General features: G+C 65.8%; 18 protein-coding genes. 10 read left to right on the top strand and 8 right to left on the bottom strand.

The annotated features are described in order from the left end of the window. Genes NLM25_RS02860 through NLM25_RS02850 form a run of 3 tightly spaced genes read right to left on the bottom strand, consistent with a single transcriptional unit; the run spans position 1 to position 2,848 of the window. On the bottom strand, positions 1 to 957 hold the full coding sequence (locus tag NLM25_RS02860) for an MBL fold metallo-hydrolase (protein WP_254115151.1): 957 nt from the start codon (positions 955 to 957) through the stop codon (positions 1 to 3). 35 nt (positions 958 to 992) lie between these two features. Continuing rightward, positions 993 to 1,223 (bottom strand): DUF2783 domain-containing protein, encoded by a 231-nt coding sequence (locus tag NLM25_RS02855; protein ID WP_254135958.1) that lies wholly within the window; start codon positions 1,221 to 1,223, stop codon positions 993 to 995. A gap of 8 nt (positions 1,224 to 1,231) precedes the next feature. Continuing rightward, positions 1,232 to 2,848, bottom strand: a complete 1,617-nt coding sequence (locus NLM25_RS02850; RefSeq protein ID WP_254135957.1) for an FAD-dependent oxidoreductase — start codon at positions 2,846 to 2,848, stop codon at positions 1,232 to 1,234. 110 nt (positions 2,849 to 2,958) lie between these two features. Between NLM25_RS02850 and NLM25_RS02845 the strand changes: the two genes are divergently transcribed. Further along, positions 2,959 to 3,501 (top strand): MarR family winged helix-turn-helix transcriptional regulator, encoded by a 543-nt coding sequence (locus tag NLM25_RS02845; RefSeq protein ID WP_254135956.1) that lies wholly within the window; start codon positions 2,959 to 2,961, stop codon positions 3,499 to 3,501. A 129-nt stretch (positions 3,502 to 3,630) separates the two neighbouring features. Here NLM25_RS02845 and NLM25_RS02840 read toward each other — a convergent pair whose 3' ends face one another. Further along, positions 3,631 to 4,437, bottom strand: coding sequence for an N-acyl homoserine lactonase family protein (locus NLM25_RS02840; RefSeq protein ID WP_254135955.1), 807 nt, complete (start codon positions 4,435 to 4,437; stop codon positions 3,631 to 3,633). A 367-nt stretch (positions 4,438 to 4,804) separates the two neighbouring features. Between NLM25_RS02840 and NLM25_RS02835 the strand changes: the two genes are divergently transcribed. The 4 genes from NLM25_RS02835 (at position 4,805) to NLM25_RS02820 (ending at position 11,424) form a co-directional block, all read left to right on the top strand. Continuing rightward, entirely contained in the window at positions 4,805 to 6,346 is a 1,542-nt protein-coding gene (locus tag NLM25_RS02835; RefSeq protein WP_254115147.1) for a caspase family protein, read from the top strand. A 148-nt stretch (positions 6,347 to 6,494) separates the two neighbouring features. Further along, positions 6,495 to 7,166, top strand: a complete 672-nt coding sequence (locus NLM25_RS02830) for an OmpA family protein (RefSeq protein ID WP_254115146.1) — start codon at positions 6,495 to 6,497, stop codon at positions 7,164 to 7,166. A gap of 158 nt (positions 7,167 to 7,324) precedes the next feature. Then, entirely contained in the window at positions 7,325 to 8,254 is a 930-nt protein-coding gene (locus NLM25_RS02825; RefSeq protein ID WP_254115145.1) for an efflux RND transporter periplasmic adaptor subunit, read from the top strand. Next, positions 8,254 to 11,424, top strand: coding sequence for an efflux RND transporter permease subunit (locus tag NLM25_RS02820; RefSeq protein ID WP_254135954.1), 3,171 nt, complete (start codon positions 8,254 to 8,256; stop codon positions 11,422 to 11,424). Before NLM25_RS02825 ends, NLM25_RS02820 begins: the two co-directional genes overlap by 1 nt. A 98-nt stretch (positions 11,425 to 11,522) precedes the next feature. Here the strand turns inward: NLM25_RS02820 and NLM25_RS02815 are convergent, their stop codons facing one another. Further along, the gene (locus NLM25_RS02815; RefSeq protein ID WP_254115143.1) at positions 11,523 to 12,197 is read right to left on the bottom strand and encodes a Crp/Fnr family transcriptional regulator; all 675 of its coding nucleotides are present in this window, start codon (positions 12,195 to 12,197) and stop codon (positions 11,523 to 11,525) included. 260 nt (positions 12,198 to 12,457) lie between these two features. On the opposite strand from NLM25_RS02815, the gene NLM25_RS02810 reads away from it, so the two are divergent. The 3 genes from NLM25_RS02810 (at position 12,458) to NLM25_RS02800 (ending at position 18,301) form a co-directional block, all read left to right on the top strand. After that, complete coding sequence (locus NLM25_RS02810) at positions 12,458 to 14,512, top strand: AsmA family protein (RefSeq protein ID WP_254135953.1); 2,055 nt, start codon at positions 12,458 to 12,460, stop codon at positions 14,510 to 14,512. Between the two features lie 246 nt (positions 14,513 to 14,758). Then, on the top strand, positions 14,759 to 17,206 hold the full coding sequence (locus tag NLM25_RS02805; RefSeq protein WP_254135952.1) for an adenylate/guanylate cyclase domain-containing protein: 2,448 nt from the start codon (positions 14,759 to 14,761) through the stop codon (positions 17,204 to 17,206). A gap of 267 nt (positions 17,207 to 17,473) precedes the next feature. Next, on the top strand, positions 17,474 to 18,301 hold the full coding sequence (locus tag NLM25_RS02800; protein WP_254135951.1) for a hypothetical protein: 828 nt from the start codon (positions 17,474 to 17,476) through the stop codon (positions 18,299 to 18,301). On the opposite strand, the gene NLM25_RS02795 is transcribed toward NLM25_RS02800, so the two are convergent. Together NLM25_RS02795 and NLM25_RS02790 are read right to left on the bottom strand one after the other, a co-directional pair. Then, positions 18,302 to 19,573, bottom strand: coding sequence for a Spy/CpxP family protein refolding chaperone (locus tag NLM25_RS02795; protein ID WP_254141097.1), 1,272 nt, complete (start codon positions 19,571 to 19,573; stop codon positions 18,302 to 18,304). A gap of 154 nt (positions 19,574 to 19,727) precedes the next feature. Then, a complete protein-coding gene (locus NLM25_RS02790; protein ID WP_254135950.1) occupies positions 19,728 to 20,789 on the bottom strand; it encodes a LysM peptidoglycan-binding domain-containing protein in 1,062 nt (353 codons plus the stop codon). Positions 20,790 to 20,976: 187 nt separating this feature from the next. Here NLM25_RS02790 and NLM25_RS02785 point away from each other — a divergent pair, with 187 nt between their 5' ends. Further along, the gene (locus NLM25_RS02785) at positions 20,977 to 21,660 is read left to right on the top strand and encodes a hypothetical protein (RefSeq protein WP_254135949.1); all 684 of its coding nucleotides are present in this window, start codon (positions 20,977 to 20,979) and stop codon (positions 21,658 to 21,660) included. A 113-nt stretch (positions 21,661 to 21,773) separates the two neighbouring features. After that, complete coding sequence (locus NLM25_RS02780) at positions 21,774 to 24,437, top strand: EAL domain-containing protein (protein ID WP_254135948.1); 2,664 nt, start codon at positions 21,774 to 21,776, stop codon at positions 24,435 to 24,437. A 150-nt stretch (positions 24,438 to 24,587) separates the two neighbouring features. Here the strand turns inward: NLM25_RS02780 and NLM25_RS02775 are convergent, their stop codons facing one another. Then, positions 24,588 to 25,082 (bottom strand): hypothetical protein, encoded by a 495-nt coding sequence (locus NLM25_RS02775; RefSeq protein ID WP_254115136.1) that lies wholly within the window; start codon positions 25,080 to 25,082, stop codon positions 24,588 to 24,590. Positions 25,083 to 25,124 lie beyond the last annotated feature (42 nt).

The following is a 25,124-nucleotide window of genomic DNA, read 5'->3' as shown; positions in this document are numbered from 1 at the left end:
CTATCCTCCTCCTTGCAAGTTCGCCCACATTTCCTGGTCGCGCTTGTCGGTCCAGATCACGGGGTCATCGATTCCCGACGCCTCGTCGTAGGCGCGCGAGACGTTGAACGGCAGGCAGTGCTCGTAGATGGCGAAGCTGTGGAATTTCGGATCCATCACTTCACGGGTCGCGGCCATCGATTCCTTCAGCGTGCGTCCCTTCGCGACCGAGATTTCGGCCGCGCCATAGAGCGAGGTGACGAAATCGCGCGTCATGGCGATGGCTTCGCGCACGGTGCCAACGCCCTTCAGCGCATCGCCGCGGCCTGGCGCGATCGCCTTGGGATTGAAATTGCGAATCTCGTTCAGCGTCAGCGGCCATTCGCGCAAATGCGCATCGCCGCAATAGCAGGCCGAGTGATACTCGATGAGGTCGCCGGAGAACATGACTTCGGCATCCGGCACCCAGGCGACGATGTCGCCGGACGTGTGGCCGGCGCCGAGCTGCATCAGGCGCACCTCGCGTTTTCCGAGATAGATCGACATCTCGCCTTCGAAGGTCAGCGTCGGCCAGGTCAGGCCGGGAATGCTCTCGGCATCCTGGAACAGCCGCGGGAAGCGGCCGTATTCGGAATCCCAATCCTGCTGGCCGCGCTCCTCGATCAGGCGATAGGTCTCCTGCGAGGCCACGATTCCTTGCGCCTTGTAGGCGGAGGCACCGAGCACGCGCACGGCGTGATAGTGCGACAGCACGACATATTTGATCGGCTTGTCGGTGACGGTGCGGACGCGCTCGATCACCTTGTTGGCCATCGCCGGCGTCGATTGCGCGTCGAACACCAGGCAGCCGTCGTCACCGACGATGATCGCGGTGTTCGGATCGCCCTCGGCGGTGAAGGCATAGAGATCGGTGCCGATCTCGGAGAAGGTGATCTTCTTCTCGGAGAGATCGCCGGTGGATGCGAAGTTCTTCGCCATCAGTTCATCCTTAAGTCTTTGCTTCAGGTTCTGGGTTATTGTTGTTGCTGTTGCTGTTGCTGCTGCTGGCCGTCGATCATGCGCCGCTTGGCGAGCCCGATCGCCTCCCGCAGCACGTCGATGTCGCCGATATGGTTGGCGAGGATCAGCACCAGCGCCGCGTCGAAATCGGCGCTCTGCTCTTCGGTGAAGCCGCGATGCGCCTCGACGATGGCACGAAAGGCATCGTCAGGCCGCGCAAAATTGGAGCTGGTGGAAAGCGGCATGCGAAACCTCAATTCAAACCTGCGGCCCGCAACAGCGCGGCGGCGACCGCCTCGCGCGTCGGATGGCGAAAGCGCGCCGCGACATAGCCGTCGGGCCTGAGCAGATAGGCGGCACCCGGCCCGGCGTCATAGCGCTTTGCGACAAGGCCCGAGGGATCGGCAAGCCCGCCTTCGCCGCCGACGCGGATATCCTTCACGCCATCGGGCGCATCAATCGCCGCGCCATTGCTGAACGACAGCAAGGTGAAGTCCGTTCCACCCCGGCGGAATGCATCCGTCAGATAGCCCTGCTCGGCAACGGGGGCGTCGAGCATGGAACAGCCCGGCGACGGTCCGCCGCGCCACGCATCCGCATCGGGCGATGACAGTGGCGAGTCGTAGCTGCACGGCACCGAGAGCCGCCCGCCATTGACCATGCGCTTGCCGAACTCCGTTTCCTTGGCCAGCGAGAGCACCGCCTTGCGCAGCCGCGCCTCCTGGTGCGAGTTCGGCGCCATGAAATCGGTCGAGCGGGTGGATTCGCGGATGTTCTCGTCGGCCGCAAGGCTGCGCTCGACATGGTAGCTCTCGAGCAGGCTCGCGGGCGAGGTCCCGCGCAGCACGCGGTCGAGCTTCCAGGAAAGATTTTCGGCATCCTCGAGGCCGGAATTCGCGCCGCGCGCACCGAAGGGCGAAACCTGGTGCGCGGAATCTCCCGCAAAGATCACGCGGCCATGGAGGAAGCGATCCATCCGCCGGCACTGGAATTTGTAGAGCGAGATCCACTCGAACTCGAACTTGTCATGGCCGAGCATGCGCGCGATCCGCGGCCGCACGTTCTCCGGCTTCTTCTCGACCACGGGATCGGCATAACGGTTGAGCTGGAGGTCGATGCGCCAGACGTCATCGGGCTGCCGGTGCAACAGCGCCGAACGTCCCGCATGGAACGGCGGATCGAACCAGAACCAGCGCTCGGTCGGAAACTCCGCCGTCATCTTGACGTCGGCGATCAGGAACTGATCCTCGAACACCTGGCCGGCGAAGTCGGCGCCGACCATCTGCCGCAGCGAGGAACGCGCGCCGTCGCAGGCGACGACATATTGCGCGTGCAGGCGATAGGCGCCCTCGGGCGTCTCGATCGTCAACACGGCGGAATCGTTGCGGTTCTCCAGCGCCGTCACCTTGTTGCGCCAGCGCAGGTCAATCCCCGGCAGGTCGCCGATGCGATCGACCAGATAGGCCTCGGCGTAATATTGCTGGAGGTTGATGAAGGCTGGCCGCTTGTGACCGTCTTCGGGCAGCAGGTTGAACTGGTAGAGCTGCGACTCGCCATGAAAGATGCGGCCGACGCTCCACACCACGCCCTTGTCGACCATGCGGTCGCCGACGCCGAGCCGGTCCCAATATTCGAGCGAGCGTTTGGAGAAGCAGATCGCGCGCGAGCCTTCGCCGATGCGGTCGGCATCATCCAGAAGGACGACGCGCTGGCCGCGCTGGGCGAGATCGATGGCGAGCGACAGCCCGACCGGGCCAGCGCCGACGACCACCACGGGATGCTCGGCGACGCTCTGGCCGGGGCGATCCTGATCGGGGTGGCGGCGATAGCCGAACTGGGTTTTGGCCTGCTGCGTATTGGCCTGCGCCATGCGCTAACCTCGGCTCTGGTCAGGAGAGGACTGATCTGCTAGATAGTCTCACGTGCAACTACTTTGGACCGGAGCCGGCCGGCCGTCAACTGAAATTCGGAGCGCTCTCCTTGGCGAGGACATCCAGCGACATCGCGCTGAAGACACGCGAAGCCGACGAGGCTTCGGCGCGGCCAAAGTCACGGCTCGACCTGTTCAAGTTCGTGCCGTTCCGGCTCAACCGGCTGGCAGCGGAAGTCAGCGCCGCGCTTTCGGTCGAATATCAGGAACGGCACGGTCTCGACATTCCGGCCTGGCGCGTGATTGCCACGCTCGGCTTCCGCAACGATGCCTGTAGCGCGCAGTACATCTCGCAATGCACCCGCACGCACAAATCCACCATCAGCCGCGCGGTGACCACGCTGCTGCACCAGGGGCTGATCGAGCGGGTCGAGAACGAAGCCGACCGCCGCGAATTCCGCCTGCAACTGACGAAGAAGGGCCGCGCGCTGTACGAAGAGCTGTTCCCGCAATTGCTGCGGCGAGAAGACGAGATCCTCGCCTGCCTGTCCGCGCAGGAGCGCAAGCAGCTCGCGGCATTGCTCGGCAAGATCGAGCAGAGCCTCGACCTGATCCAGACCAGCGAAGAGGCGGACGCCAAGCAGGCGTATTGATTGCCCCTCATGGTGAGGAGGCGCGAAGCGCCGTCTCGAACCATGAAGGCCCCGCTGCTACAGCTCGGCCTTCATCCTTCGAGACGGCCGCTACGCGGCCTCCTCAGGATGAGGGTCCGGCGCTGCGCCCTATTTCGCAAACGACCGCGTCGGCGGCAGGTGCAATGCCCAGGCATCGACCTTGTCGCTGGCCCGCGGATAGATTTCCGTCACAATCGGATCATGGCCGGGAATGAACCTGTCGGGATGGCCGGCGAGACGCTCGATCGTCTCCCAGCCCTGCGCCATGTCGCCGATGTTGTAGACGATGGGAAACGGGCTCTTGCGCTGCAGATTGGCGTAGTAGTGCGCGGCATCGGATGCCAGCACCACCGGCCCGCGCGCGGTCTCGACCTTGACCACCTGCAAGCCGTCGGAATGACCGCCGACACGGTGCACGGTGACGCCGGGCGCAACCTCGCCGTCGCCTGAATAGAAATTGACACGCTCGCCATAGACATGGCGCACCATCTGCGTGACGTGCTCGACCGAGAACGGATGTCGCAGCAGTCCGTTGCACATGCAGCGGCCCGTCGCGTAAGCCATCTCGCGCTCCTGGAGATGGAAGCGCGCGTTCGGGAAGCGATCGAGATTGCCGGCATGGTCGTAATGCAGGTGTGTCACGATAATGTCGCGAATGCTCGATGCCGCGACGCCGAAGCGCTCCAGCGCATCGACCGGATTGAGCGTCAGCTTGCGCGCCCGCGCGCTCGCCTCCTCGGCATTGAAGCCGGTGTCGACCAGGATGTCGCGGCCGCCGCCGCGGATCAGCCAGACGAAATAGTCGAGGTCCTGCGCCGCGCTGTCGTGCGGGTCGGGCTGCAGGAAGTTCATGTTGGGGGTGCGCGGCGACATCGTCGCGTAACGCAGGGCGTAGATTTCGTAGGCGTTTCCCATGGTTTTCTTTTCTGAGTTGGACCTTCGGGGACGATCGAGCGCACCAAGCCATCGTCCGCCGCAAAGGTCAAACACCGGAGGGCTGCGACAACGTCCGGCCTGCTATGTGAGACCCATCACATGTTCCTTGCGGCGGCTCCTCTAGCATCCCGCGGCAGAGTCGAACCGGATGACGTCGAGCCCAACCGTGACAGCCCGTTTATTCCCCTCGCAGCGCGCCCAAGCATCGCGGTCAATTGTCGCGATAATGCCGAATCTCCAAGCGGTTGACGCCCTCCTTCCCCGGTTTGATAATGCACATTGCGTAAGTTAAGGTCGCCGCGGCGCAAGCTGGTAACGGCGCCTTTTTGGCTGGACCGCGCTGATTATGAAAATTCGCTTCCTTTTTCTTCTGCCCCTGCTCGTCTCGCTCATCCCGGCCGCGCCATCCCTGGCCGCTGGCGACCGCTATGCACTGGTCATCGGCAACGCCAAATATCCCGACGCGGATGCCCCGCTGAAGGAACCGCTCAACGACGCGCGCGACGTCGCCGACGAGCTCAAGCGCGACGGCTTTTCGGTCGAAATCGGCGAGAACCTGACCGGCGACGGCATGCGCCGCGCCTTCGACAAGCTCTATGGCAAGATCAAGCCGGGCTCGGTGGCGCTGGTCTTCTTCAGCGGTTTCGGCATCCAGTCGGCGCGCCAGAGCTACATGCTGCCGATCGACGCGCAGATCTGGACCGAATCCGACGTGCGCCGCGACGGTTTCAGCCTGGAGACCGTGCTCGGCGAGCTCAACACCCGCGGCGCCGGCGTCAAGATCGCGCTGGTCGACGCCTCCAGGCGCAATCCCTTCGAGCGCCGGTTCCGCAGCTTCTCGGCCGGCCTCACCCCGGTCATCGCGCCGAACGGCACGCTGGTGATGTATTCGGCGGCGCTGGCCTCGGTGGTCTCGGATGCCGGCGGCGATCACAGCCTGTTCGTCCAGGAACTCCTGAAGGAAATTCGGGTCCCCGACCTGATGGCCGAGGAGACGCTGAACCGCACCAAGATGGGCGTCACCCGCGCCTCGCGCGGCGAGCAGGTGCCGTGGATCTCCTCCTCGCTCGCCGAAGATTTTTCGTTCATTCCGGGCGCCGGCGGATCGCGCCCGCCGGTGACGGCACCGCCGCCGCCGGTCGTCGCCACCAACCCGCCGCCGGCTCCGCCCGCACCGCCGCCGGTCGTCGCCGCCAACCCGCCGCCGACTCCGCCCGCACCGCCGCCGCCGCCAAAGCCGGCGGACACGGCAGCGGCCCCTGCTCCCGCACCGGCGCCCTCGCCGAAGCCGCAGGTCGAGGCCGCCTTGCCCCCGCCGCCACCACCGGTGAAACCAACCGAGACCACCCCCGCGCCGAGCATGGATAGCGGACCGAGCGCAGCCGCGCTGGCGGAGGACCCGACCATCAAGGGCCTGACGGCCAAGATCGCCGCCAATCCGGATGACGTGAACGCGTTGTACCGGCGCGGCCAGGTCTATGCCAGCAAGGGCGCCTACAATCTGGCCATCAAGGATTTCGACGAGACGCTCCGGATCAACTCGAAGGACGTCGAGGCGCTGAACAACCGCTGCTGGACCCGCACCGTGGTCGGCGACCTCCAGGGCGCGCTGAAGGATTGCAACGAAGCGTTGCGGCTGCGGCCGAATTTCGTCGATGCGTTGGACAGCCGGGGGCTCGTCAATCTGAAATCGGGCGCGGTCAAGAACTCCATCGCCGATTTCGACGCCGCGCTGAAGATCAATCCGCGCCTGACCTCCTCACTCTATGGCCGCGGGATTGCCAAGCAGCGCAACGGCTCGGCCCAGGAAGGCGCGCTTGACATCGCCAATGCCAAGGCGATGGACCCGAACATTGTTCAGGAGTTCGCAAGCTACGGAGTACGCTAGTATTTTTTTGAGTTGAGGCGGGGGACGCCTCGAACCCTCGGCAGCCCAAGGAAGACTAACGAACGGATGCCGCAGGCGGCCTTTCCCGGGGGGCCCATTTGCAGGAATTTTGGAACCGCGCAGGTCAGCTGCGCAGGAGGGACTGGCAATGAGATTGGCTGCAAAGGGATTTACCGCGATCCTGTCCATCGTCACGGTCGGCGCCGCTCTGTCGCTGACGACCCCGCTCGCATTCGCGGGCGACGACGGCAACAGCAAGAACGTCACCGAAGACGACATCGTCCGCGCGCTGGCGCCGCCGTCGAAAAAGCCGTTGACCCGCGGCCTCTCGATTGCCCCGCCGGCCGATCCCGCGCCGAGCGCGGCCGAGACCAAGCTGATCCAGTCGGTGCGCGGCCGCTCGACGCGTTCGCTTTCGTCGACCGAGCGCGAGGAAATCGCCTCCGCCGCCAAGGACAAGCCGAACATCGATCTTGAGATCACCTTCGACTACAACTCGGCCAATATCAGCGCCAAATCGCTTGCCTCCGTGCAGGCGCTCGGCCGCGCACTGACCAGCCCCGACCTGAAGGGCTCGACCTTCGTGGTGGCCGGCCACACCGATGCCGCCGGCGGCGAGGGCTATAATCAGGACCTGTCGGAGCGCCGCGCGGATTCGATCAAGCGCTACCTCATCGACAAGTACAGCATCTCCGCGACCGACCTCGTCACCGTCGGCTACGGCAAGAGCAAGCTGAAAGACCCGAGCCAGCCGATGGCGGAGGTCAATCGTCGCGTGCAGGTCGTCAACATGGAAAACAAGACCACCGCATCGAAGTGAGCACGACGCAATCCGTTGAAGTGACAAGTCGTGATGTGGTGTAAAGTCTTGCTTCCGGCGCGCGTCCCGCAGCCCTGCGGGACGCCGCTTTATTTCAGGGAAACGCTCTCAGCAGGCCTCGTGCGGATGGCCGTGAGCCAGGCCAGGACAATCCGGCGATGAACGTCTCCGACTATCTCAAGCCTGCCGGAACCGTGGTGTTCATCGTTGCGCTCGGCGTCGGCTATTACCTGTTCGAGCATCGGCGGCGCCCCGAGGCGAAGGAAACGCCGAGCGAGGCGCTCGTCATCGTGACGAAGTCGACCAACGCCTGCTTCTCCGACCTCGTGCGGGTGACCGGCTTCTTCGTGCCGCGTCGCGAGGCCGTGGTCGTCGCCGACCAGGAAGGCTCCAGGGTCACCGACCTCTTCGTCACCGAAGGCACCATGGTCACCGACAATCAGGAGCTGGCGCGCCTGACGGCGCCGCCGCAGATCCCCGGCCAGCCGCAACGACCCGGCCCGCAAGGCCCGATCTCGCTGAAGGCGCCCGCGCCGGGCCTCGTCACCGAAGTCCGCACCATCGTCGGCGCCCCCGCCTCGCCGCAAGCCGGTCCGATGTTCCGCATCGCCGTCAACAACGAGATCGAGCTCGACGCCCAGGTCCCGGCGGTGCACATGCCCAAGCTCAGCTCCGGCGCGACCGTGCGCATCAGCCGCGACGACGCGCCCGATTTGATCGGCCGGGTCCGGCTGGTTGCGCCCGAAATCGACCGCGCCACGCAGCTCGGCCGGGTCCGCATCAGCGTCACCAACAATCCATCGCTGAAGGTCGGCGTGTTTGCCCGCGCCTCGATCGACGCCAAGCGAAGCTGCGGCGTCTCGATCCCCAAGACCGCGATCGACCATCTCACCGTGCAGGTCGTCAAGGGCAATACGGTCGAGACGCGCAAGGTGCGGGTCGGACTGTCGTCCGACAGCGCGACGGAAATCCTGGAAGGCCTCGACGTCGGCGAAATCGTCGTGGCCGACGCCGGCTCTTCGCTCCATGACGGCGACCAGATCAAGACCATGTTCGCCGATGAACTCGATCGCACGCGGGTACGCTGATGGCTCTTAATATCTCGGCTTGGTCGATCCGCAATCCGCTACCGTCGGTCGTCTTCTCGATCATTCTCCTGATCCTCGGCTGGGTGTCCTTCACCAAGCTCGCGGTGACGCGGCTGCCCTCGGCGGACATTCCCGTGATCTCGGTCGCGGTGTCGCAGTTCGGCGCGGCGCCCGCCGAGCTGGAGTCCCAGGTCACCAAGACGGTTGAAGACGCCGTCTCCGGCGTCGAGGGCGTACGGCACATCACCTCGTCGATCACCGACGGCCTGTCGGTGACCACCATCCAGTTCGCGCTGGAGACCAACACCGACCGCGCGCTCAACGACGTCAAGGACGCGGTGACGCGCGTGCGCTCCAACCTGCCGCAGAACGTCACCGAGCCGCTGATCCAGCGCGTCGACGTGATCGGCCTGCCGATCGTCACCTACGCCGCGATCTCGCCCGGCAAGACGCCGGAGCAGCTCTCCTATTTCGTCGACGACGTGGTCAAGCGCGCGCTGCAAGGCGTGCGCGGCGTCGCCCAGGTCGAGCGCATCGGCGGTGTCGAGCGCGAGATCCTGGTCTCGCTCGATCCGGACCGCTTGCAGGCCATGGGGCTGACCGCGGTCAATGTCAGCCAGAGCCTGCGCGGCACCAATGTCGACGTCGCCGGCGGCCGCGCCGAGATCGGCAAGAACGACCAGGCCATCCGCACGCTCGCGGGCGCCAAGACGCTGGGCGACCTTGCCGGCACCATGATCCCGCTGTTCGGCGGCGGCGAGGTCCGGCTCGACGATCTCGGCACCGTCACCGACACCATCGCGGACCGCCGCACCTTCGCCCGCTTCAACGGCGAGCCGATCGTCGCGCTCGGCATCAAGCGCTCCAAGGGCGCCAGCGACGTGAAGGTGGCCGAGGCCGTGCAGAAGCGCATCGACGCGCTGAAGGCCGCCTATCCCGACGTCGACCTGAAGGTGATCGACACCTCGGTCGATTATACCAACGGCAATTACCACGCGGCGATCTCGACCCTGTTCGAAGGCGCCATCCTCGCCGTCATCATCGTGCTGCTGTTCCTGCGCGACCTGCGCGCCACAATCATCGCCGCGATCTCGCTGCCATTGTCGATCTTCCCGGCGTTCTGGGCGATGGACCTGCTCGGCTTCTCGCTGAACCTCGTCAGCTTCCTCGCCATCACGCTGTCGACGGGTATTCTCGTCGACGACGCCATCGTCGAGATCGAGAACATCGTCAGGCACATGAACATGGGCAAGTCGCCCTATCGTGCCGCCCTCGAAGCCGCCGACGAGATCGGCCTCGCGGTCATCGCGATCTCGCTAACGATCATCGCGATCTTCGCACCCGCGAGCTTCATGTCCGGCATCGCCGGACAGTTCTTCAAGCAGTTCGGCATCACCGTCTCGGTGCAGGTGTTCTTCTCGCTGCTCGCGGCGCGCTTCGTCACGCCGGTGCTCGCCGCCTACTTCCTCAAACATGGCAATCACGAAGAGCCGCCGCCCGGCCGCGTGCTGCGGTCCTATCACAGGATCGTGGCCTGGTCGGTGAGGCACTATTTCATCACGGTGCTGGTCGGCTTCGGCGTCTTCGCCGCCTCGATCTGGAGCATCACGCTGCTGCCGCAAGGCTTCCTGCCGGCGCAGGACAGCGCGCGCTCGCTGCTTGCCCTCGAGCTGCCGCCGGGCACCCAGCTCGCCTACACCGAAAAAGTCACCGAGGACATCGTCGCGCGGCTGCGCAAGCGGCCCGAGGTGAAGAGCATCTTCGTCGACGGCGGACGTGTTCCTCCGGGAACCCAGGAAGTCCGGCGCGCAGCTTTGATCATCAACTACACGCCCAAGGACAGCCGCGACATCACCCAGCGCGAGCTCGAATTCTCGATCAGCCAGGAGCTGGAGAACGTTCCCGACATCCGCTTCTGGTTCCTCGACGAGAACGGCCTGCGCGCCATCTCGCTGGTCGTGACCGGCGTCGACGCCAACATCGTCAACAATTTCGCGAGTGAGCTCGCGACGCAGATGAAGCGGATTCCGACCATCTCCAACGTGATCTCGGAAACCACGCTGGAGCGGCCCGAACTGCGCATCGAGCCCCGCGCCGATCTCGCCGCGCGGCTCGGCGTCTCGACCGAAAGCCTGTCGCAGACCATTCGCGTCGCCACCATCGGCGACGTCGGTCCCGCGCTCGCCAAATTCGATGTCGGCGACCGTCTGGTGCCGATCCGCGTGCAGCTCGAGGATGCCGCACGCGGCAATCTGAAGACGCTCGAGCAGTTGCGCGTGCCGCTCGGCGAGCGCGGCGAGAAGGGCGGTGTGCCGCTCTCGGTGATCGCCGACGTCAAGCTCGACCAGGGTCCGACCAGCATCAACCGCTACGACCGCGAGCGGCAGGCGACGGTCGCAGCCGACCTCGTCGGCTCCGCCGCGCTCGGCGACGCCACCAAGAAGATCTACGAGCTGCCGGTGATGAAGAGCCGGCCGAAGGGCGTGAAAGTCTCCCCCTCCGGCGACGCCGAAAGCCTCAACGAGCTGTCCGACGGCTTCGCCACAGCGATCACGGCCGGCCTGTTGATGGTCTACGCGGTGCTGGTACTGCTGTTCGGCACCTTCCTCCAGCCGATCACCATCCTGTTCTCGCTGCCGCTGTCGATCGGCGGCGCCATCGCCGCCCTGCTCATCACCGGCAAGCAGCTCACGACGCCGGTGTGGATCGGCATCCTGATGCTGATGGGCATCGTCACCAAGAACGCGATCATGCTGGTCGAGTTCGCCATCGAATCCATTCGCGCCGGCAAACCGCGCGAGGAAGCGATGATCGACGCCGGCATGAAGCGCGCCCGTCCGATCGTGATGACCACCATCGCGATGGCCGCGGGCATGATGCCGAGCGCGCTCGCGGTCGGCGCCGGCGGCGAGTTCCGCTCGCCGATGGCGCTCGCGGTGATCGGCGGCCTGATCTTCTCGACCATCCTGTCGCTGGTGTTCGTGCCCGCGATGTTCATGGTGATGGACGATCTCGGCGCCCTGATCTGGCGCTTCGCCAAGCGGCTGATCGTGCACAGCGAGGATGCCGAGACCGCCGATCATCATGGTGCGGCGCCGGCCCCGAAGAACGTCGCGCACCCTGCGGCGGAGAACCGCAACTCAGATGTCGAAAGCGCAAGACAGTTCTGAAAGCAACGTCGGACACCCCGACATTGCTGAAGATCTTCTTCGCTACGAAATGTTCAAGCGTGCCTCGTCCCATCGCGGACGAGGTGCGCAAATAATCCCTACTCGTTCCGCGCGATCGCCGTCAGCTTGGTCATGTTCCTGAGCAGGATGCGGCCGCGCTGGAGATCGAGAATCGCATCCTTGCGCCAGGCCTGAAGCTGGCGGTTGACGCTTTCGCGGGCGGCACCGACGAAGACGCCGAGCTGCTCCTGCGAGATGTGCACCTCGGAGCCGAAATCGGCGGCGAGCGCGCAGAGTCGTCGCGCGAGGCGAACCGGCAGCGGTTGCAGCATGGATTCTTCCATGCGCTCGCTCTGCCAGCGGATGCGCTGGCACAGCAGCGCGATGATCTTGATCGCGACCTTCGGCTCGCGTTCGAGGAAGCTGAGAAAATCCTCGCGCCGCAGCACGAACAGTTCGCTGGCCTCGCCCGCGGTCGCATCCGCGGTGCGGCTCTGGCCGTCCAGCACCGCGACCTCGCCGAACAGGTCGCCCGGGCCCATGAAGTTCAGGGTCAGACGGCTGCCATCCGAGGCGCCGGTCTCGATGCGGACCTGGCCCCGGCGCACGCCGAACAGCGCGTCGCCCGCATCGCCCTTCTGGAACAACACCTCGCCATTTCCCAGATGCTGGGTGTGGCAGAGGTTGGACAGCCGCTGCAGCTCATCTGCGCCGAGATCGGCGAACAGCGCGTTCATCTTCAGGATGACCGCAAATTCGGCCTGCTTGCTCATTTCAATGTCCTTGTGAATGTTCTTGGTCAGTTTCCCTGGCCCGTCTTCCGGCGAGTGTCCTCGGCAAATCGCTTGGAACCATCGACATCAGAATCGCGTAAAACCGCGCCGGAGAAGTGTGTCATAAGTCACATAACTTTGCAGCACCCCCTGACTAATTTTACGCGCTTGGAGCCGCTTCCCGTCCGGGGATAAACTCATGCGCAAAGGACGGCGATCTGCCGGCTTCGACGCCGGTTGTCCGTTGTTGGAAAGTCGAGATGAGAGCATTGAAATTCGCCGGCGCGGCGATTGCCGCAGCCATCGTCGTGATCGGACTTCTCCTCGTGGTGGGGATCCCCTCGGGATTCCTGACCACGACGATTGCCTCGCGGGTCGAGAGCGCGACCGGCTATCGCCTGTCCGTCGACGGCACCACGAAGATCAGCCTGTGGCCGACGCTGAACGTCACGCTCAACGATCTCACGCTTGCCGACCTCAAGGACCGCAGCGGCATCACGCGCCTGACGATCGGCAGCGTGCAGGCCGACATGTCGCTCTCGAGCGTATGGTCGGGCCGTCCGAAGATCAGCGAACTCGTCGTCACCCATCCCGTGCTCCATCAGCCGCTGCTGCGTGAGCGCCTGCCGAACGCCGGCGCCGCGTCGAAGCCGCTGGCGCTCGACACGGCGGGCGCGACCATCGACCGCGTCAAGGTCATCGACGGTGAAGTCGCGTTCGCCCGTGTGCGCGATCGTGTCGAGGGACGCATCAGCGCCATCAACGCCGATGCCGTCGTCGGCCGCGACCGCAGGCTCGACATCGCCGGCACTGCGCGGGTCGGCCAGCACCCGACCAAGTTCGACATCAAGGCGACGACGCCGGCGGCGCCGGCCGACCGGCCGACCATTCCGGTGGATTTCGCCATCGACATGCCTGATGTGCTGAAGTCTCAGCTCACCGGTCATGCCGAGATGCGGCTGAGCGGCGATGTCGTGATGATCAACGGCGTGAACGGCAAGCTCGGCGACGGCGCGTTCAATGGCTGGGCCTCGGTCGATATTGCCAGCAAGCCACTGGTCAAGGTCGATCTCGACTTCCAGCGGCTCGCCATACCGCTGGCGAAATCGCCGGAGGGCACGTCGGGACGGCCCTGGAGCGATGCGCCGATCGATGTGTCCGGGCTCAACTATGTCGATGCTCAAGTCAGGATCTCCGCGAACGAGGCCGTGATCGGCGATGCGCGCATCGCGCCGCTGGCGCTCGATGCGAAGCTCGCCGGCGGCGTGCTCAAAGCCGGCACCGCCAATCTCGGCGCCTATGGCGGCCAGGTCTCGGGCGAGGTGATCCTGGATGCCACAACTGGCGCGCCGAGCTTTGCCATGCATTCCGATCTCGTCGGCGTGCGCGCGCTGCCGCTGCTCCAGGGCCTTGCCGATTTCGACCGGATCGACGGCAAGCTGCAAGCCAAGCTCGCGCTGCGCAGCGCCGGCACCAGCCAGCGCACGCTGATGGCGAACATGCAAGGCACGGCCTTCGTCAATTTCCAGGACGGCGCCATTCGCGGCATCAACATCGCGCAGATGATCCGCTCGCTGACGGCGGGCACCTTGTCCGGCTGGCAGGAGAACCAGGCCCCCAGCCAGGAGCAGAGCACGGATCTGTCGCAGCTCTCGGCGTCCTTCCGCATCGACAAGGGCCAGGCGGTGACGACCGACCTCAACCTGATCGGGCCGCTGGTACGCGTGACCGGCGCCGGCACCATCGCGCTCGACACCAAGATGATGGGCTTCCGCGTCGAGCCGAAGCTCGTGATGACGACCGAAGGCCAGGGCCGCTCGTCGGAGCCGGTCGGCTTCGGCATTCCCGTGATGATCCAGGGCAACTGGTCGCAGCCGCGGATCTACCCTGATATGGCCGGAGTGCTGGACAATCCGGACGCCGCCTATGCCAAGCTGCGGGAGATGGGCAAGGGCCTGTTCGGCCCAGATGGCGCCGGGCTCGGCAATATCCTGGGCAGCCTCGGACTGGGCGGCGCCACCGCGCCGGGCGGCGGCAATGCGGCCGGCAATGCCAATCCGCAAACCCAGCAGCCGGGACAGAACAATCCGCTCGGCGGCCCCTTGGGCGAGGCGATCGGCAATTTGATCCAGCAGGGGCTTTCCAGCGGTACTGGCACCGGGCGGAGCCGCGGCCTGCCGGCAACACCGACCACACCCGCTCCGCAGACCTCTCCCACGCCCCCGGCCCAAGCTCAGGTCCTGGACGACCCGCCGATGGCGCAGCAGGACAGTCAGCCGATGAACGACGTGCTGCGACAGCTCTTTAATCGATGATTGGCGGACCAACGCACGGAACTCCACGCCAATCCCTTACATCGGCCTCCCGGTCCGCCGCTTCCTCCGAACGGACGAGGCTGCAACAATTAACGCCACTTTCCGTCCCGCCCGACCTCTCCAGCGGTAACCACGCCGGCCGGTCCACGGGTCGCGGGACGGTCCCTTCGCCCAAATTGTGCTAGAAGGCCCTTGGGCCGGTACGGCCCGTAGCGCCGGCGCCGGAGGCGGCGCAAGAGGATCTGGATGGCCGGAGCGAAAGACAAGACACGGTTTCTGCGCGAGGGTCTGTTCGCCAAATACGTCGTCTCCCTCGTCGGCCTCGTCGTGTTTGTCCTCGCCGTCAACGGCGCGATGGAGACCTGGATCTCCTATCGCGCGACCAAGACGCAGCTGACCGACGGGCTCGAGGACAAGGCGCAAGGAGCCGCCCGGCGGATCGAGCAGTCGATCTCCGAGCTCGAACGCCAGATCAGCTGGGTGACGCGGGCAAGCCAGGACACACTCGAGAAGCGCCGCGCCGACTACGCCTCGCTGCTGCACCAGGTCTCGGTCGTCAATCAGCTGTTCCAGCTCAACGGCGAGGGACGCGAGGTGCTGCGCGTCTCGCGCCAGTCGACCACGACCGGCGGCAACGCCGACCTCTCCCGCGACATGCGCTTCACCGACACGGTTGCCCGCGGCGTCAGCTACGCGCCGGCCTGGTTCACCGACCGGACACCGTTCATGTCGATCTCGGTGGCGCATTCCGGCTTCAATGCCGGCGTCACCGTGGCCGAGATCGATCTCAGCTTCCTCTCCGACTTCCTGTCCGACGCCCAGGTCGGCAAGGCGGCCCATGCCTATGTGGTCGATCCGCGCGGCCGCGTGCTGGCGACGTCGTCGAAGGGGCCCGATGTCGGCAAGGACCTGTCGAAGCTGCCGCAGGTGGCGGCCGCGATTGCGCCCGGCCGCGAGCCCGACACGTCGGGCACCGACTTCAACGGCCATGCGGTGATCAGCGCCGCCAGCACCGTGCCGAAGCTCGGCTGGAGCGTGATGTTCGAGCAGCCGGCCGCGCAGGCCTTGATGCCGATCCGCGACCAGCTCGTGCGCATCGCGCTTCTGATCGGCATGGGCCTGATGGTCGCGATCCTCGCCGGCACGCTGCTCGCCCGCCGCATGATCATCCCGATCACCGCGCTGCGCGACGGCGCGCACAAGCTCGGCGAAGGCGATTTCAGCCACCGCATCGACGTCCACACCTCGGACGAGCTGGAAGACCTCGCCGGCCAGTTCAACCGCATGGCCGGCCAGATCCAGGAGACCTATTCAAACCTCGAAACCAAGGTCGACGAGCGCACCCGCGATCTCGCGCAGTCGATCAACGAGCTCAAGGTGCTGGAAGAGGTCGGCCGCGCCGTCGCTTCCTCGCTCGACCTCAACGCGGTGTTGCCGACGATCGCCGCCCGCGCGATCGAGATTACCCATGCCGATGCCGTACTGATCTACGGCTATGATGCAGAGGCGCGCCGATTCAACCTGGTCGAATCCAACGGCATCGACAAATCGGCCGAGGGCGCGCATGTCACGATCGAGGAAGGCGCGAACATCCTGAGTGATGCCGCGAGCTCAGGCGAGCCGATCGCGATTGCCGATCTCGACCATGCGACCGAGCAGCCGCTGCGCGACGCCGCGGTCCAGGCCGGCTTCCACTCGGTGCTGGTGGTGCCGCTGGTCGACCAGCAAGGCACGCTCGGCTCCCTCGTGGTGCTGCGCCGTGCCAGCGGCGAGTTCGCCGCCAGCATCATCGGCCTGATGCGCACCTTCGCCAACCAGGCCGTGCTTGCGATGCGCAATGCGCGCCTTTTCACCGAGGTCGATCACAAGAGCCACGCGCTGGAGACGGCGAACGAGACCGTGCGCGCGCAAGCCGACAAGCTGCGCGTGCAGACCGAGCAGCTCAAGGACTGGAACAAGTCGCTGGAGGAACGCGTCAAGACCCAGCTCGGCGAGATCGAGCGCATCCGCAAGCTCGAGCGTTTCCTGGCGCCGCAGGTGGCGCAGCTGATCGCATCCTCCGACAGCCCCGAGGGGCTGCTCACCAGCCAACGCCGCGAGGTGACCGTGGTGTTCTGCGACCTGCGCGGCTTCACCGCGTTCACGGAAGCGACCGAGCCGGAAGAGGCGATGAACGTGCTCCGCGAATATCACGCAGCGCTGGGCAAGCTGATCTTCAAATATGAGGGCACGCTCGACAAATATGCCGGCGACGGCGTGATGATCCTGTTCAACGCGCCGATTCAATTCGAGGACCACACCCAGCGCGCCGTGAAGATGGCGGTGGAGATGCGCGACACCATCGGCCCGCTGACCGAGCGCTGGCGCAACCGCGGGCACAGCCTCGGCTTCGGCATCGGCATCGCGGTCGGCTACGCCACGCTCGGCCAGGTCGGCTTCGAGCAGCGGCTGGAATATGCCGCGATCGGCAGCGTCACCAACCTCGCCTCCCGCCTCTGCGGCGAAGCCAAGGCCAACCAGATCGTGGCCAGCCGCCGCGTCTACGGCATCGTCGAGCCCTGGGTGGAGGCCCGCGCGCTCGACGATCTCCAGGTCAAAGGATTCAACCACCCCGTGCTCGCGATGGAGATTTTGTCCTGGCGCGAGGAGGTGGAGAACGCGGTGGATGCGTCGGCCGCGCGGCGGCGGATGTAGGCGTCCAAAACAAAAAGATCGAAAACAACCCCATGCACAGTAGCCGGGGGCTGCAAGATCAATGGCTTACGCGGGCCGCGCTCGCGAGGTGAAGCGCTTTGACACGTCGGGCAAAACACCGGCAGGATGGCAGCATCTCCCTCACCTCTCCCACGAACCACATCTCCTCTCCCCGCGACTAACCATCGCCTCAACGTCGAGGCTGGAATCCGGAATGGGAGACGACCTGTGGCGTTTGCCTTGCCTTCGCGTGCTTATGATTTGCAGATGCTGGACCGTCCCGCCGATCGCGCGCGCGACCAGGGCTGGGTCTATGGGCTGCCGCCGGGCATCAGCAGCGAGCAATGGCCGCTCGATCCCGTCACCGGTTTTCCGCTGATGCACGGCTTCACGCTTCTGCTGCCGGAGGATTATCGCGTCCATGGCGAGGACATCGTCGCGGTGTCGTTCTTCGCCACCGCGCCCGACCACAATGACGGCGGTGCGCCCGACGATCCCGAAATCCGCGAAGCGGTGCTGGCGCGCGCCTCGCATCCGCGCCTGTCGCGCATGACGGATATCCTCGACTACGGTTATGCCGCGCTGCTGCTGACCAGGGGCGAATACGAGGGCGCGTTCGCGACCCCGCCGGCGCCGCTCGCACTTGCGACGGCGGAGCGGCCGCGCTGGCTCGATGTCGGCGGCGCCAGTGCCTACTACGAGGCCGCAGCGCCTTACGCGAAGAAGATGTTTACAAGCCCGCCGCGCACCGATCTCAGCGAGACCCGCGCGATTGCGCTCACGCCGCGTGCCACCGATCCCAATGCCGGCAAGGGTCCGCAGGACGAGCACACCCGGAAGAACGCGCCGACCGGCTATCAGTCCTATTATTACTATGTCGGCGGCGTCGTGAGCAGCGACAATTTCCGCCTGCACGACTGGGTCAAGGACCACGCCCACGACCACCTCGGCGGCACCATGCGGCCGTGCCAGGCGGAGCCGGAGATGAGTCCGTTCTACATCGAGTTCGAGGAATATTTCGGCGGCTACAATTTCGGCGGCGGCAACGCGCAACTCGACTTCAAGGACATGAAGTTCGACTGGGCGTGCGGGTGATCACACCCCCCGCTTCGGCCCGATCGTCTCGAATCCCGCCTTCTGCTCGTCGCTCAAGTCGGCCTCGAAATCGTCGAGGGCATCGCCGACGCCGTTCACCGCTTGCAGCATCGTCTCCAGCCGCGCCTTCACCGCGGTGACGCGGGCCTGCGGCGAGGGCTCGGCCTTGGGCTCGGACTTGGACGGGCAGGCGCTGAGCGTCTCCATGGTGCGCAGCGTCGTGTCCTGGAGCACCTCGAACCGGGCGCGCGCGACCTCGTCGAGACGGAGGGTGGTGGCGATCTCGGCGGCGGGCCATTGCTGCTGCACGAGCTGCTCGTACTGACGTTGCAGCTTCTCGTCGTAGCGGGGATCGCTGTTCGCATCACAGGCTGCCGCAGCTTGCGCATCCTTGTTGGGCTGGCCCGCCGCAAGCGCGGCGCGGCGGTCCCAGGCGAGCGAATCGAGCTTTGCCTTCTGCCCGTCATCGAGCAGATCGACGAATTTTGCGAGCGGCGGCGCGATTCCCTCCGTTGCCTTGATCATGGCCGCAAGGCGCTCGCGCATCAGACCGAGGCGCTCCGGAGCGGTCGCGGGGGCCTGCGTCGGACAGGCGGCGCGGATGGTGTCGCGCGCGGCGATCCAGGCAGTGCCGAGCTCGTCGAGCGCCGCGCGCTGCAATTCGTTCGGCCGCACCAGCGCTGCGATGCGATCGACCGGCAAGCCGCCGGTGTCGCTGGCATCGCAAACAGTCTCGGCCGAAGGGACTTTTCGCGCGCGCCTGCCTTGCGGCGCCGTGTAGGCGGCGAGCTCCGTGGCCGCGTAGGGCGCGAAGATCGCGGCATAGATGTCGCCATAGCCATAGAGCGAGAGGCTGGTGGTATCGCCGAAGATGATTGCGGTGGTGAGATCGTCATGCGCGAACGGCCAGAACACCGGACCCGCCCAGCCATAGCTGCCATCGGGGTGACGCCACCAGCCCTGCGGGCGACGGCCACCGTGCCAGCCCGACAGCGCAGCTTGCGCCGTGAGCGCCGCGCGCAGGATGTAGGGGTTGGGCGGCTGGCCGCGCTCGGCGCCGCGGGGATCCTGCGACCTCAACGCCGCGGAGCGGTATCGGCCGCCGCGAACCGCCATGCGCGAGTGCCGCAGCCGCGACATGCCGATGACGTGGCCGACGGCAAAGCGCGCGACACCGAGCGGGCCGCCGCGCATTCCGAACTGCGCCTCGGCCTTGTTCGGCAGCAGCACTGCCGCAATCATGAGAGCAGCGCCCGCCAGCGCCAGTCCCATGCGTCCAGACCTGAAAGCTGACCTGACCACCTCGGCCTCCTCCCAGCGCCACGCGCGCACCGGGTCGCATCACAATGACGCGCCGGGGAACCGAAGGTTCCGGAGATATCGAGGGCAAAGCGTCGCAACAAGCATCGGCGTTGCCGATGCGATCTCACTCCGCCTTCTGGGGCACCACGAAAGTCTGGCCGGGATAGATCAAATTGGGGTTGTGGATCTTGCCCCGGTTGGCGTTGAAGATCACCGCGTAGCGGGAGCCGTCGCCGTAAGCGAGCTTGCTCAGCGCCCACAGGCTGTCGCCGCGGGAGATCACCCGGTTGCCGCCTGCCTCGGCCGGTGCAGCGCTGATGACATCGGCCGGCGAGGCCGATGCAACGGTCGTGGCCGCGGGTGCCCGCGCCATCACCCTGGGCTTCGGTGCCCCGATGAATCTCGGCCGGGCCGCGGTCCGGTCAGGCGCCGATGCCAGGCGCGACGATGCCGACGGCAGCGATGCCACGACATCAGATTTGTCGTCGGCCTTCTCGGCCTGCTTCGGCGCTTGTGCCGGCTCCAGCCTCGCGACAGGCGCGGGGCGCGTTGGCGGCGGCGCGGCTTCGGCGATGGTCACCGGCATGCTGCGGCCCGATTGCGTGACGGTACCGTCAGGCGCTCTCGCCCGCAGGGTCAATTCATAGGAGCCGGCGGGAAGCTGCGGCGGGGTCATCACGAACTGGCCCGACGCATCGGCGACCACCGTATCGAGCGGCTTGCCGTCGCGCAGCAACTCGACCTGCGCACCTGGCGCGGCCCGCCCCGCGATCACCGCCGCCTCGCCATGATCGTCGACGCGCGCGACGTCGAACCGCGGGCCGGTGTCCGCCACCGCCGCCGGCGGCTTGGCCGGTACGAGATCGGCGAGCGCCATGGCCTGCTTCTGCGTCTCGGCGAGCGCATCCACCTTCGGCGCGGAGGCCGGGGGCGCCGATGGCGCAGGCGGCGCGACGGCGGCGAGCTTCGGCTCGTCCAGCTTCGGCTCCGGCTTGGTCTCGGCCTTAATCTCGGCCTTGGTCTCCGCCTTGGCTTCGGGCTTTGTCTCCGGCCTGGCGGCGACGGCGGTTTCGGTCTGCGCGCCGCCCGGCAGCAGGCGGCGTAGCTCGGTGGGACCGATCACCAGGACGGTGCCGCCCACCGCGAGCAGGCAGAACGCAATGAGAGCCTTGGAAGCGGTGATCATCAGACAATGAACCCTTGGGTCGCAAATCAAACGAGGCCGGCAAATTGCGCCGATTTGGCTGCCGCAGCAAGACGATCCTTGGGATGATGCACCTTTCGTTCCGGCGCGCATCGGCGTGAACCGGCAGGGTGCCGACGGCGTCAAATCATCGAGGCCGCATCGCGGTCATTTCTTAAGGATTTTTCCCGTGGCCGCATTTTACCGCCCCGCGCCATGGCTGGCGCTTGCCCTGACGCTGGCGGCAGCTCCCGCGCTCGCCGGATCCGGCCCGCCCCAAGGCTTCGTTCTCAGCGACAACGCCGATCTTGCCTTCACCTCGCCCGACAAGGCCACCGGGATCGAGCAGTACATGAAGGACAGCGAAGATATCGACTTCAAATGGCAGGCGTGGGCGCGGCACGGCGAGCGGATGATCGAGTTGAAGCCGGAGCAGGACTATCCAGCCGGCTTCCGCTTCACCAACGATTCGCAATGGCTGGTGCGGATGCAGAAGACCGGCTCCGGCGAGCAGGACCTCTTTCTCTACCATGTCGAGAAAGGCGCCTTCGTCAGCGCAACGAAAAAGCCGTTCAGCGACCTCGCCTGGGCTTATTTCCATAGCCGGCAGAAGATGAAGCTCGACTACCACATCTCGGCCAATCTCGTGAAAGGCACCGAGGAGGCCTATCGCGGGCTCGGCGTGAAATGGCCCGACAACCGTTACCTCGTGATCTCGCTGTCGGGCGAGATGGACAAGCATCCGAAGAACGTCGCGGTGAAGGGGCTGGCCGACTGGCGCTGCCGCTATGACCTCAAGACCGGGACGTTCGACGTACCGGCGATGTTCGCGAAGGGGAATGCGGAAGCCTTGAGGTGGGAAATCCGCCGGTGATCCGCCTGAGGGAACCAACCCTCTGATTCCGCTCCGATTCATGTTTTCCTAACCCTCACTGGTAACGGGCTCTTGTCGGTTTTGCTGCATCTTGCATCCCACGGGAGGGCTGGATGGGCACATCAATCCGATGGACCGCGCGCATGCGCGCGCTGCTTCGCCGTTGGCAGGGAGCGCCGCTGACGTGGCTGATCGCCGGCGGCTTCGTGCTGATGGTCGCGATGGCCATCGGCACCGCGCTCACCGTCGACCGTTTCCGGCAGAATGCGATCGAGAGCGGCCGCGACAGCCTGGAAAATTCCGTCCGCCTGCTCGCCCGTCACTTCGACCGCGAATTCGCCGACTTCGCGGTGCTCCAGAAGAGCGTCATCGCGGAACTTGAAAGCCACGGCATCGAATCCGCCGACGTCTTCCGCAGCGAGATGGGCACGCTGGCCGTGCACGAGGTGCTGCGCGCCAAGGCCAGCGGCTGGTCCGACGTCGCCGGCGCCAACGTGTTCGATGCCGGCGGCGTGCTGATCAACTCGTCGCGGCGCTGGCCGGTCGCCGATATCTCGGTGTCCGACCGCAACTATTTCAATCGCCTCAAGAACGATCCGGCTTCGCAGGAAGAGATCGAGGTCGTGCCCGGCCGGTTCGGCAACGGACCTGCGATCGTGTTCGCGCGGCGCGTCACCGGCCCGCATGGTGAGTTCCTCGGTATGGTGTCGCGGGCCATTTCGCCGGCGCAGCTCGAATCCTTCTTCGCCTCGGCCGGGCTCGGCGAGGACTCCTCGATCGCGATGCACCACCAGAATGGCCAGCTGCTCGCGCGCGTTCCGCATGTCGACGCGATGATCGGACAGAATTTTCGCAACGGCACGCGCGAGCAGATGGCGGTGTTCGAGCGCACCTTCGTGACGACGCAGCTCGCCAGCCCGATGGACGGCAAGGACCGCATCGTCGCCTCGCGCATGCTGACCGGCGAGCCGCTGGTCGTGGTCGCCACCAAATCGCTGGATGCGACGCTGGCGACCTGGCGCACGCAGACGAAGTTCTTCGTCTTCGTGGCCGTGCTGTCGATCGGCCTGCTCGTGCTCACGCTCTATCTGATCTTCCGTCAGATGATGCACCGCCTCTCGGTGGAGAAGCAGCGGCTCGACACCGCGATGAACACGATGACGCAAGGCCTTCTGATGTTCGACCAGGACGAGCGTCTCATCGTCTGCAACCGGCGCTATGTCGAGATGTACGGACTGTCGGCCGACGTGGTGAAGCCCGGCGCCTATTTCCGCGACGTGATCCAGCATCGCCACGACACCGGATCGTTCGAGGGCGACGTCGATTCCTATTGCGACGGAATCCTGAGCCAGGTCGGACGTACGCAGAGCGCCGTCGTGGAGACCGCCGACGGCCGCCTGATCGAGATCAAGAACCAGCCCGGCGCCGCCGGCGGCTGGCTCGCCACCCATGACGACGTCACCGAGCGCATCCGCGCCGACGAGCGCATCGCGCATATGGCGCATTACGACGCGCTGACCGACCTGCCCAACCGCGTGCTGATGCGCGGCCATCTGGAGCGCCGCGTGGCGGAGCTTGCCCAAGGCAAGCCGTTCGCGATCCTCTACATCGACGTCGACGAGTTCAAGGGCGTCAACGATTCGCTCGGCCACGAGGTCGGCGACGAGCTGCTCCGCCAGGTTGCCAACCGGCTGCGCGCCTGCGTTAGCGGCAACGACCTCGTCGCGCGGCTCGGGGGCGACGAGTTCGCCATCGTCAAGGCCGGCACCAGCGACCAGACCGAGCTGACGGCGCTTGCGGAAAATATCCTGAAGGCGCTGCGCATGCCCGTAGACTGCAAGGGCCAGGAGATCCCGACCGACGCCAGCATCGGCATCGCGATCGCGCCCGACCATGGCGATAATCTCGACGATCTGCTCAAGCGCGCCGATCTCGCGATGTATGCGGCGAAGTCCGAGGGACGCCGCACCTTCCGCGTGTTCGTGCCCGAATACGACGCCAAGGCGCGGCTGCGCCGCCAGCTCGAGCTCGATTTGCGCCAGGCCCTCGTCCGCGGCGAGTTCGAGGTGCATTACCAGCCGCTGGTCGATCTCGCGGCCAATGTGGTGAACGGCTGCGAGGCGCTGCTGCGCTGGCGCCATCCCGAGCGCGGCATGATCTCGCCGGCCGATTTCATTCCGGTCGCGGAAGAGACCGGCCTGATCGGCGAGATCGGCGAATGGGTGCTGAAGCAGGCCTGCCTCGAGGCCGCGAGCTGGCCGGGCGATATCCATGTCGCCGTCAACGTCTCGCCGGTGCAGTTCCGCGCCAGGACGCTGGCGCTGAAGGTTGCGGCCGCACTCGCGGAGTCAGGGCTTGCGCCCGGACGGCTCGAGCTCGAGGTCACCGAAACCGTCCTCATTCGCGACGACGAGGAAGCGCTGACGATTCTCCAGCAGCTCCGCGAGCTCGGCGTACGCATCGCGCTCGACGATTTCGGCACCGGCTATTCGTCGCTGAGCTATCTGCACCGCTTCCCGTTCGACAAGATCAAGATCGACCGCAGCTTCATCAGCGACATCGGCCAGTCCGAAGATTCGTCCCCGATCGTGCAGGCCGTGGTGCACATGGCCGCCGCCCGCCGCATGGCGACGACCGCGGAAGGCGTCGAGACCGAAGCCCAGCGCGAGGTGCTGCGCCAGCTCGGATGCAGCCAGATGCAGGGCTGGCTGTTCAGCCCGGCCGTGCCCGCGGCGAAGCTGAAGCAGCTGTTGTCGGCGCAGGCGAAGGCGGCTTAGCCAACTTTACCGTTCTTCGCTTCCGCAGCGGCGCACTGAGCGATCATCCAACCGGTCTTGCCAACCTATCTTGCAATGCGCGATCGGACGCATCAGGGCTTGCGCCTGGCCGGCGTGCCAGAGGGATGACATCCGTTCGGTGCACCGAGGCTAGACGCCAAGCGCGCTCGAGATTTCGCCGAGGGTTGCCTTCTCGGCATCGCTGACCTGAACGCCTCCGCCAAACAAGCCTCCGCCCTCTGATGCAGCCTCGGCCGTCTTTTGACTGATTTGACGCAGCCATCCCTTGAAATCCGCGGCATCAGCTGGAGCTTTTGCAGCAAGAAGGGCAGCAACCTCGCGCAATGAGTTGACCGCCTTGCTCGTCATCTCAGCCGGCTTGCTGTTGCCAATCTCTGCCTTCAATCCGTCGTGGGCCGCGGCCCTGCCCTCGCTCGTCTGGAAATCGGCAACCACGGCCTTGACCAGCGAGTTAGCATTGGGATCGGTGGCGGCCCGTGCGAGCGCCGTACCGCTGGCGAACGATTCCTTCAGAAGCCCGAACAGTCCGCTCGGATCGGCGGCCGTAATGGCCATTCCCGCATTCATGGGACTTCTCAGGAGGAGCGCCCATTCATCCTTGGTGAAATTGGTCTTGTCAGTCATGGGCGTATCTCCCTGATGGCGGCGACGGATGCGGCAGGTACA

The organism is Bradyrhizobium sp. CCGB01 (assembly GCF_024199795.1).
Lineage (GTDB): Bacteria > Pseudomonadota > Alphaproteobacteria > Rhizobiales > Xanthobacteraceae > Bradyrhizobium.
Note: the sequence above shows the minus strand (reverse complement) of the source record. Positions and strands in the feature narration are given on the sequence as shown.

Excerpts from the sequence above, each read along its gene's own strand:
- NLM25_RS02825 (WP_254115145.1), top strand. The coding sequence starts at position 7,325 with ATGAACGTCTCCGACTATCTCAAGCCTGCCGGAACCGTGGTGTTCATC.
- NLM25_RS02775 (WP_254115136.1), bottom strand. The coding sequence starts at position 25,082 with ATGACTGACAAGACCAATTTCACCAAGGATGAATGGGCGCTCCTCCTG.
- NLM25_RS02840 (WP_254135955.1), bottom strand. The coding sequence starts at position 4,437 with ATGGGAAACGCCTACGAAATCTACGCCCTGCGTTACGCGACGATGTCG.
- NLM25_RS02805 (WP_254135952.1), top strand. The coding sequence starts at position 14,759 with ATGGCCGGAGCGAAAGACAAGACACGGTTTCTGCGCGAGGGTCTGTTC.
- NLM25_RS02830 (WP_254115146.1), top strand. The coding sequence starts at position 6,495 with ATGAGATTGGCTGCAAAGGGATTTACCGCGATCCTGTCCATCGTCACG.
- NLM25_RS02810 (WP_254135953.1), top strand. The coding sequence starts at position 12,458 with ATGAGAGCATTGAAATTCGCCGGCGCGGCGATTGCCGCAGCCATCGTC.
- NLM25_RS02800 (WP_254135951.1), top strand. The coding sequence starts at position 17,474 with ATGCTGGACCGTCCCGCCGATCGCGCGCGCGACCAGGGCTGGGTCTAT.
- NLM25_RS02850 (WP_254135957.1), bottom strand. The coding sequence starts at position 2,848 with ATGGCGCAGGCCAATACGCAGCAGGCCAAAACCCAGTTCGGCTATCGC.
- NLM25_RS02855 (WP_254135958.1), bottom strand. The coding sequence starts at position 1,223 with ATGCCGCTTTCCACCAGCTCCAATTTTGCGCGGCCTGACGATGCCTTT.
- NLM25_RS02835 (WP_254115147.1), top strand. The coding sequence starts at position 4,805 with ATGAAAATTCGCTTCCTTTTTCTTCTGCCCCTGCTCGTCTCGCTCATC.
- NLM25_RS02790 (WP_254135950.1), bottom strand. The coding sequence starts at position 20,789 with ATGATCACCGCTTCCAAGGCTCTCATTGCGTTCTGCCTGCTCGCGGTG.
- NLM25_RS02795 (WP_254141097.1), bottom strand. The coding sequence starts at position 19,573 with ATGGGACTGGCGCTGGCGGGCGCTGCTCTCATGATTGCGGCAGTGCTG.
- NLM25_RS02820 (WP_254135954.1), top strand. The coding sequence starts at position 8,254 with ATGGCTCTTAATATCTCGGCTTGGTCGATCCGCAATCCGCTACCGTCG.
- NLM25_RS02815 (WP_254115143.1), bottom strand. The coding sequence starts at position 12,197 with ATGAGCAAGCAGGCCGAATTTGCGGTCATCCTGAAGATGAACGCGCTG.
- NLM25_RS02780 (WP_254135948.1), top strand. The coding sequence starts at position 21,774 with ATGGGCACATCAATCCGATGGACCGCGCGCATGCGCGCGCTGCTTCGC.
- NLM25_RS02860 (WP_254115151.1), bottom strand. The coding sequence starts at position 957 with ATGGCGAAGAACTTCGCATCCACCGGCGATCTCTCCGAGAAGAAGATC.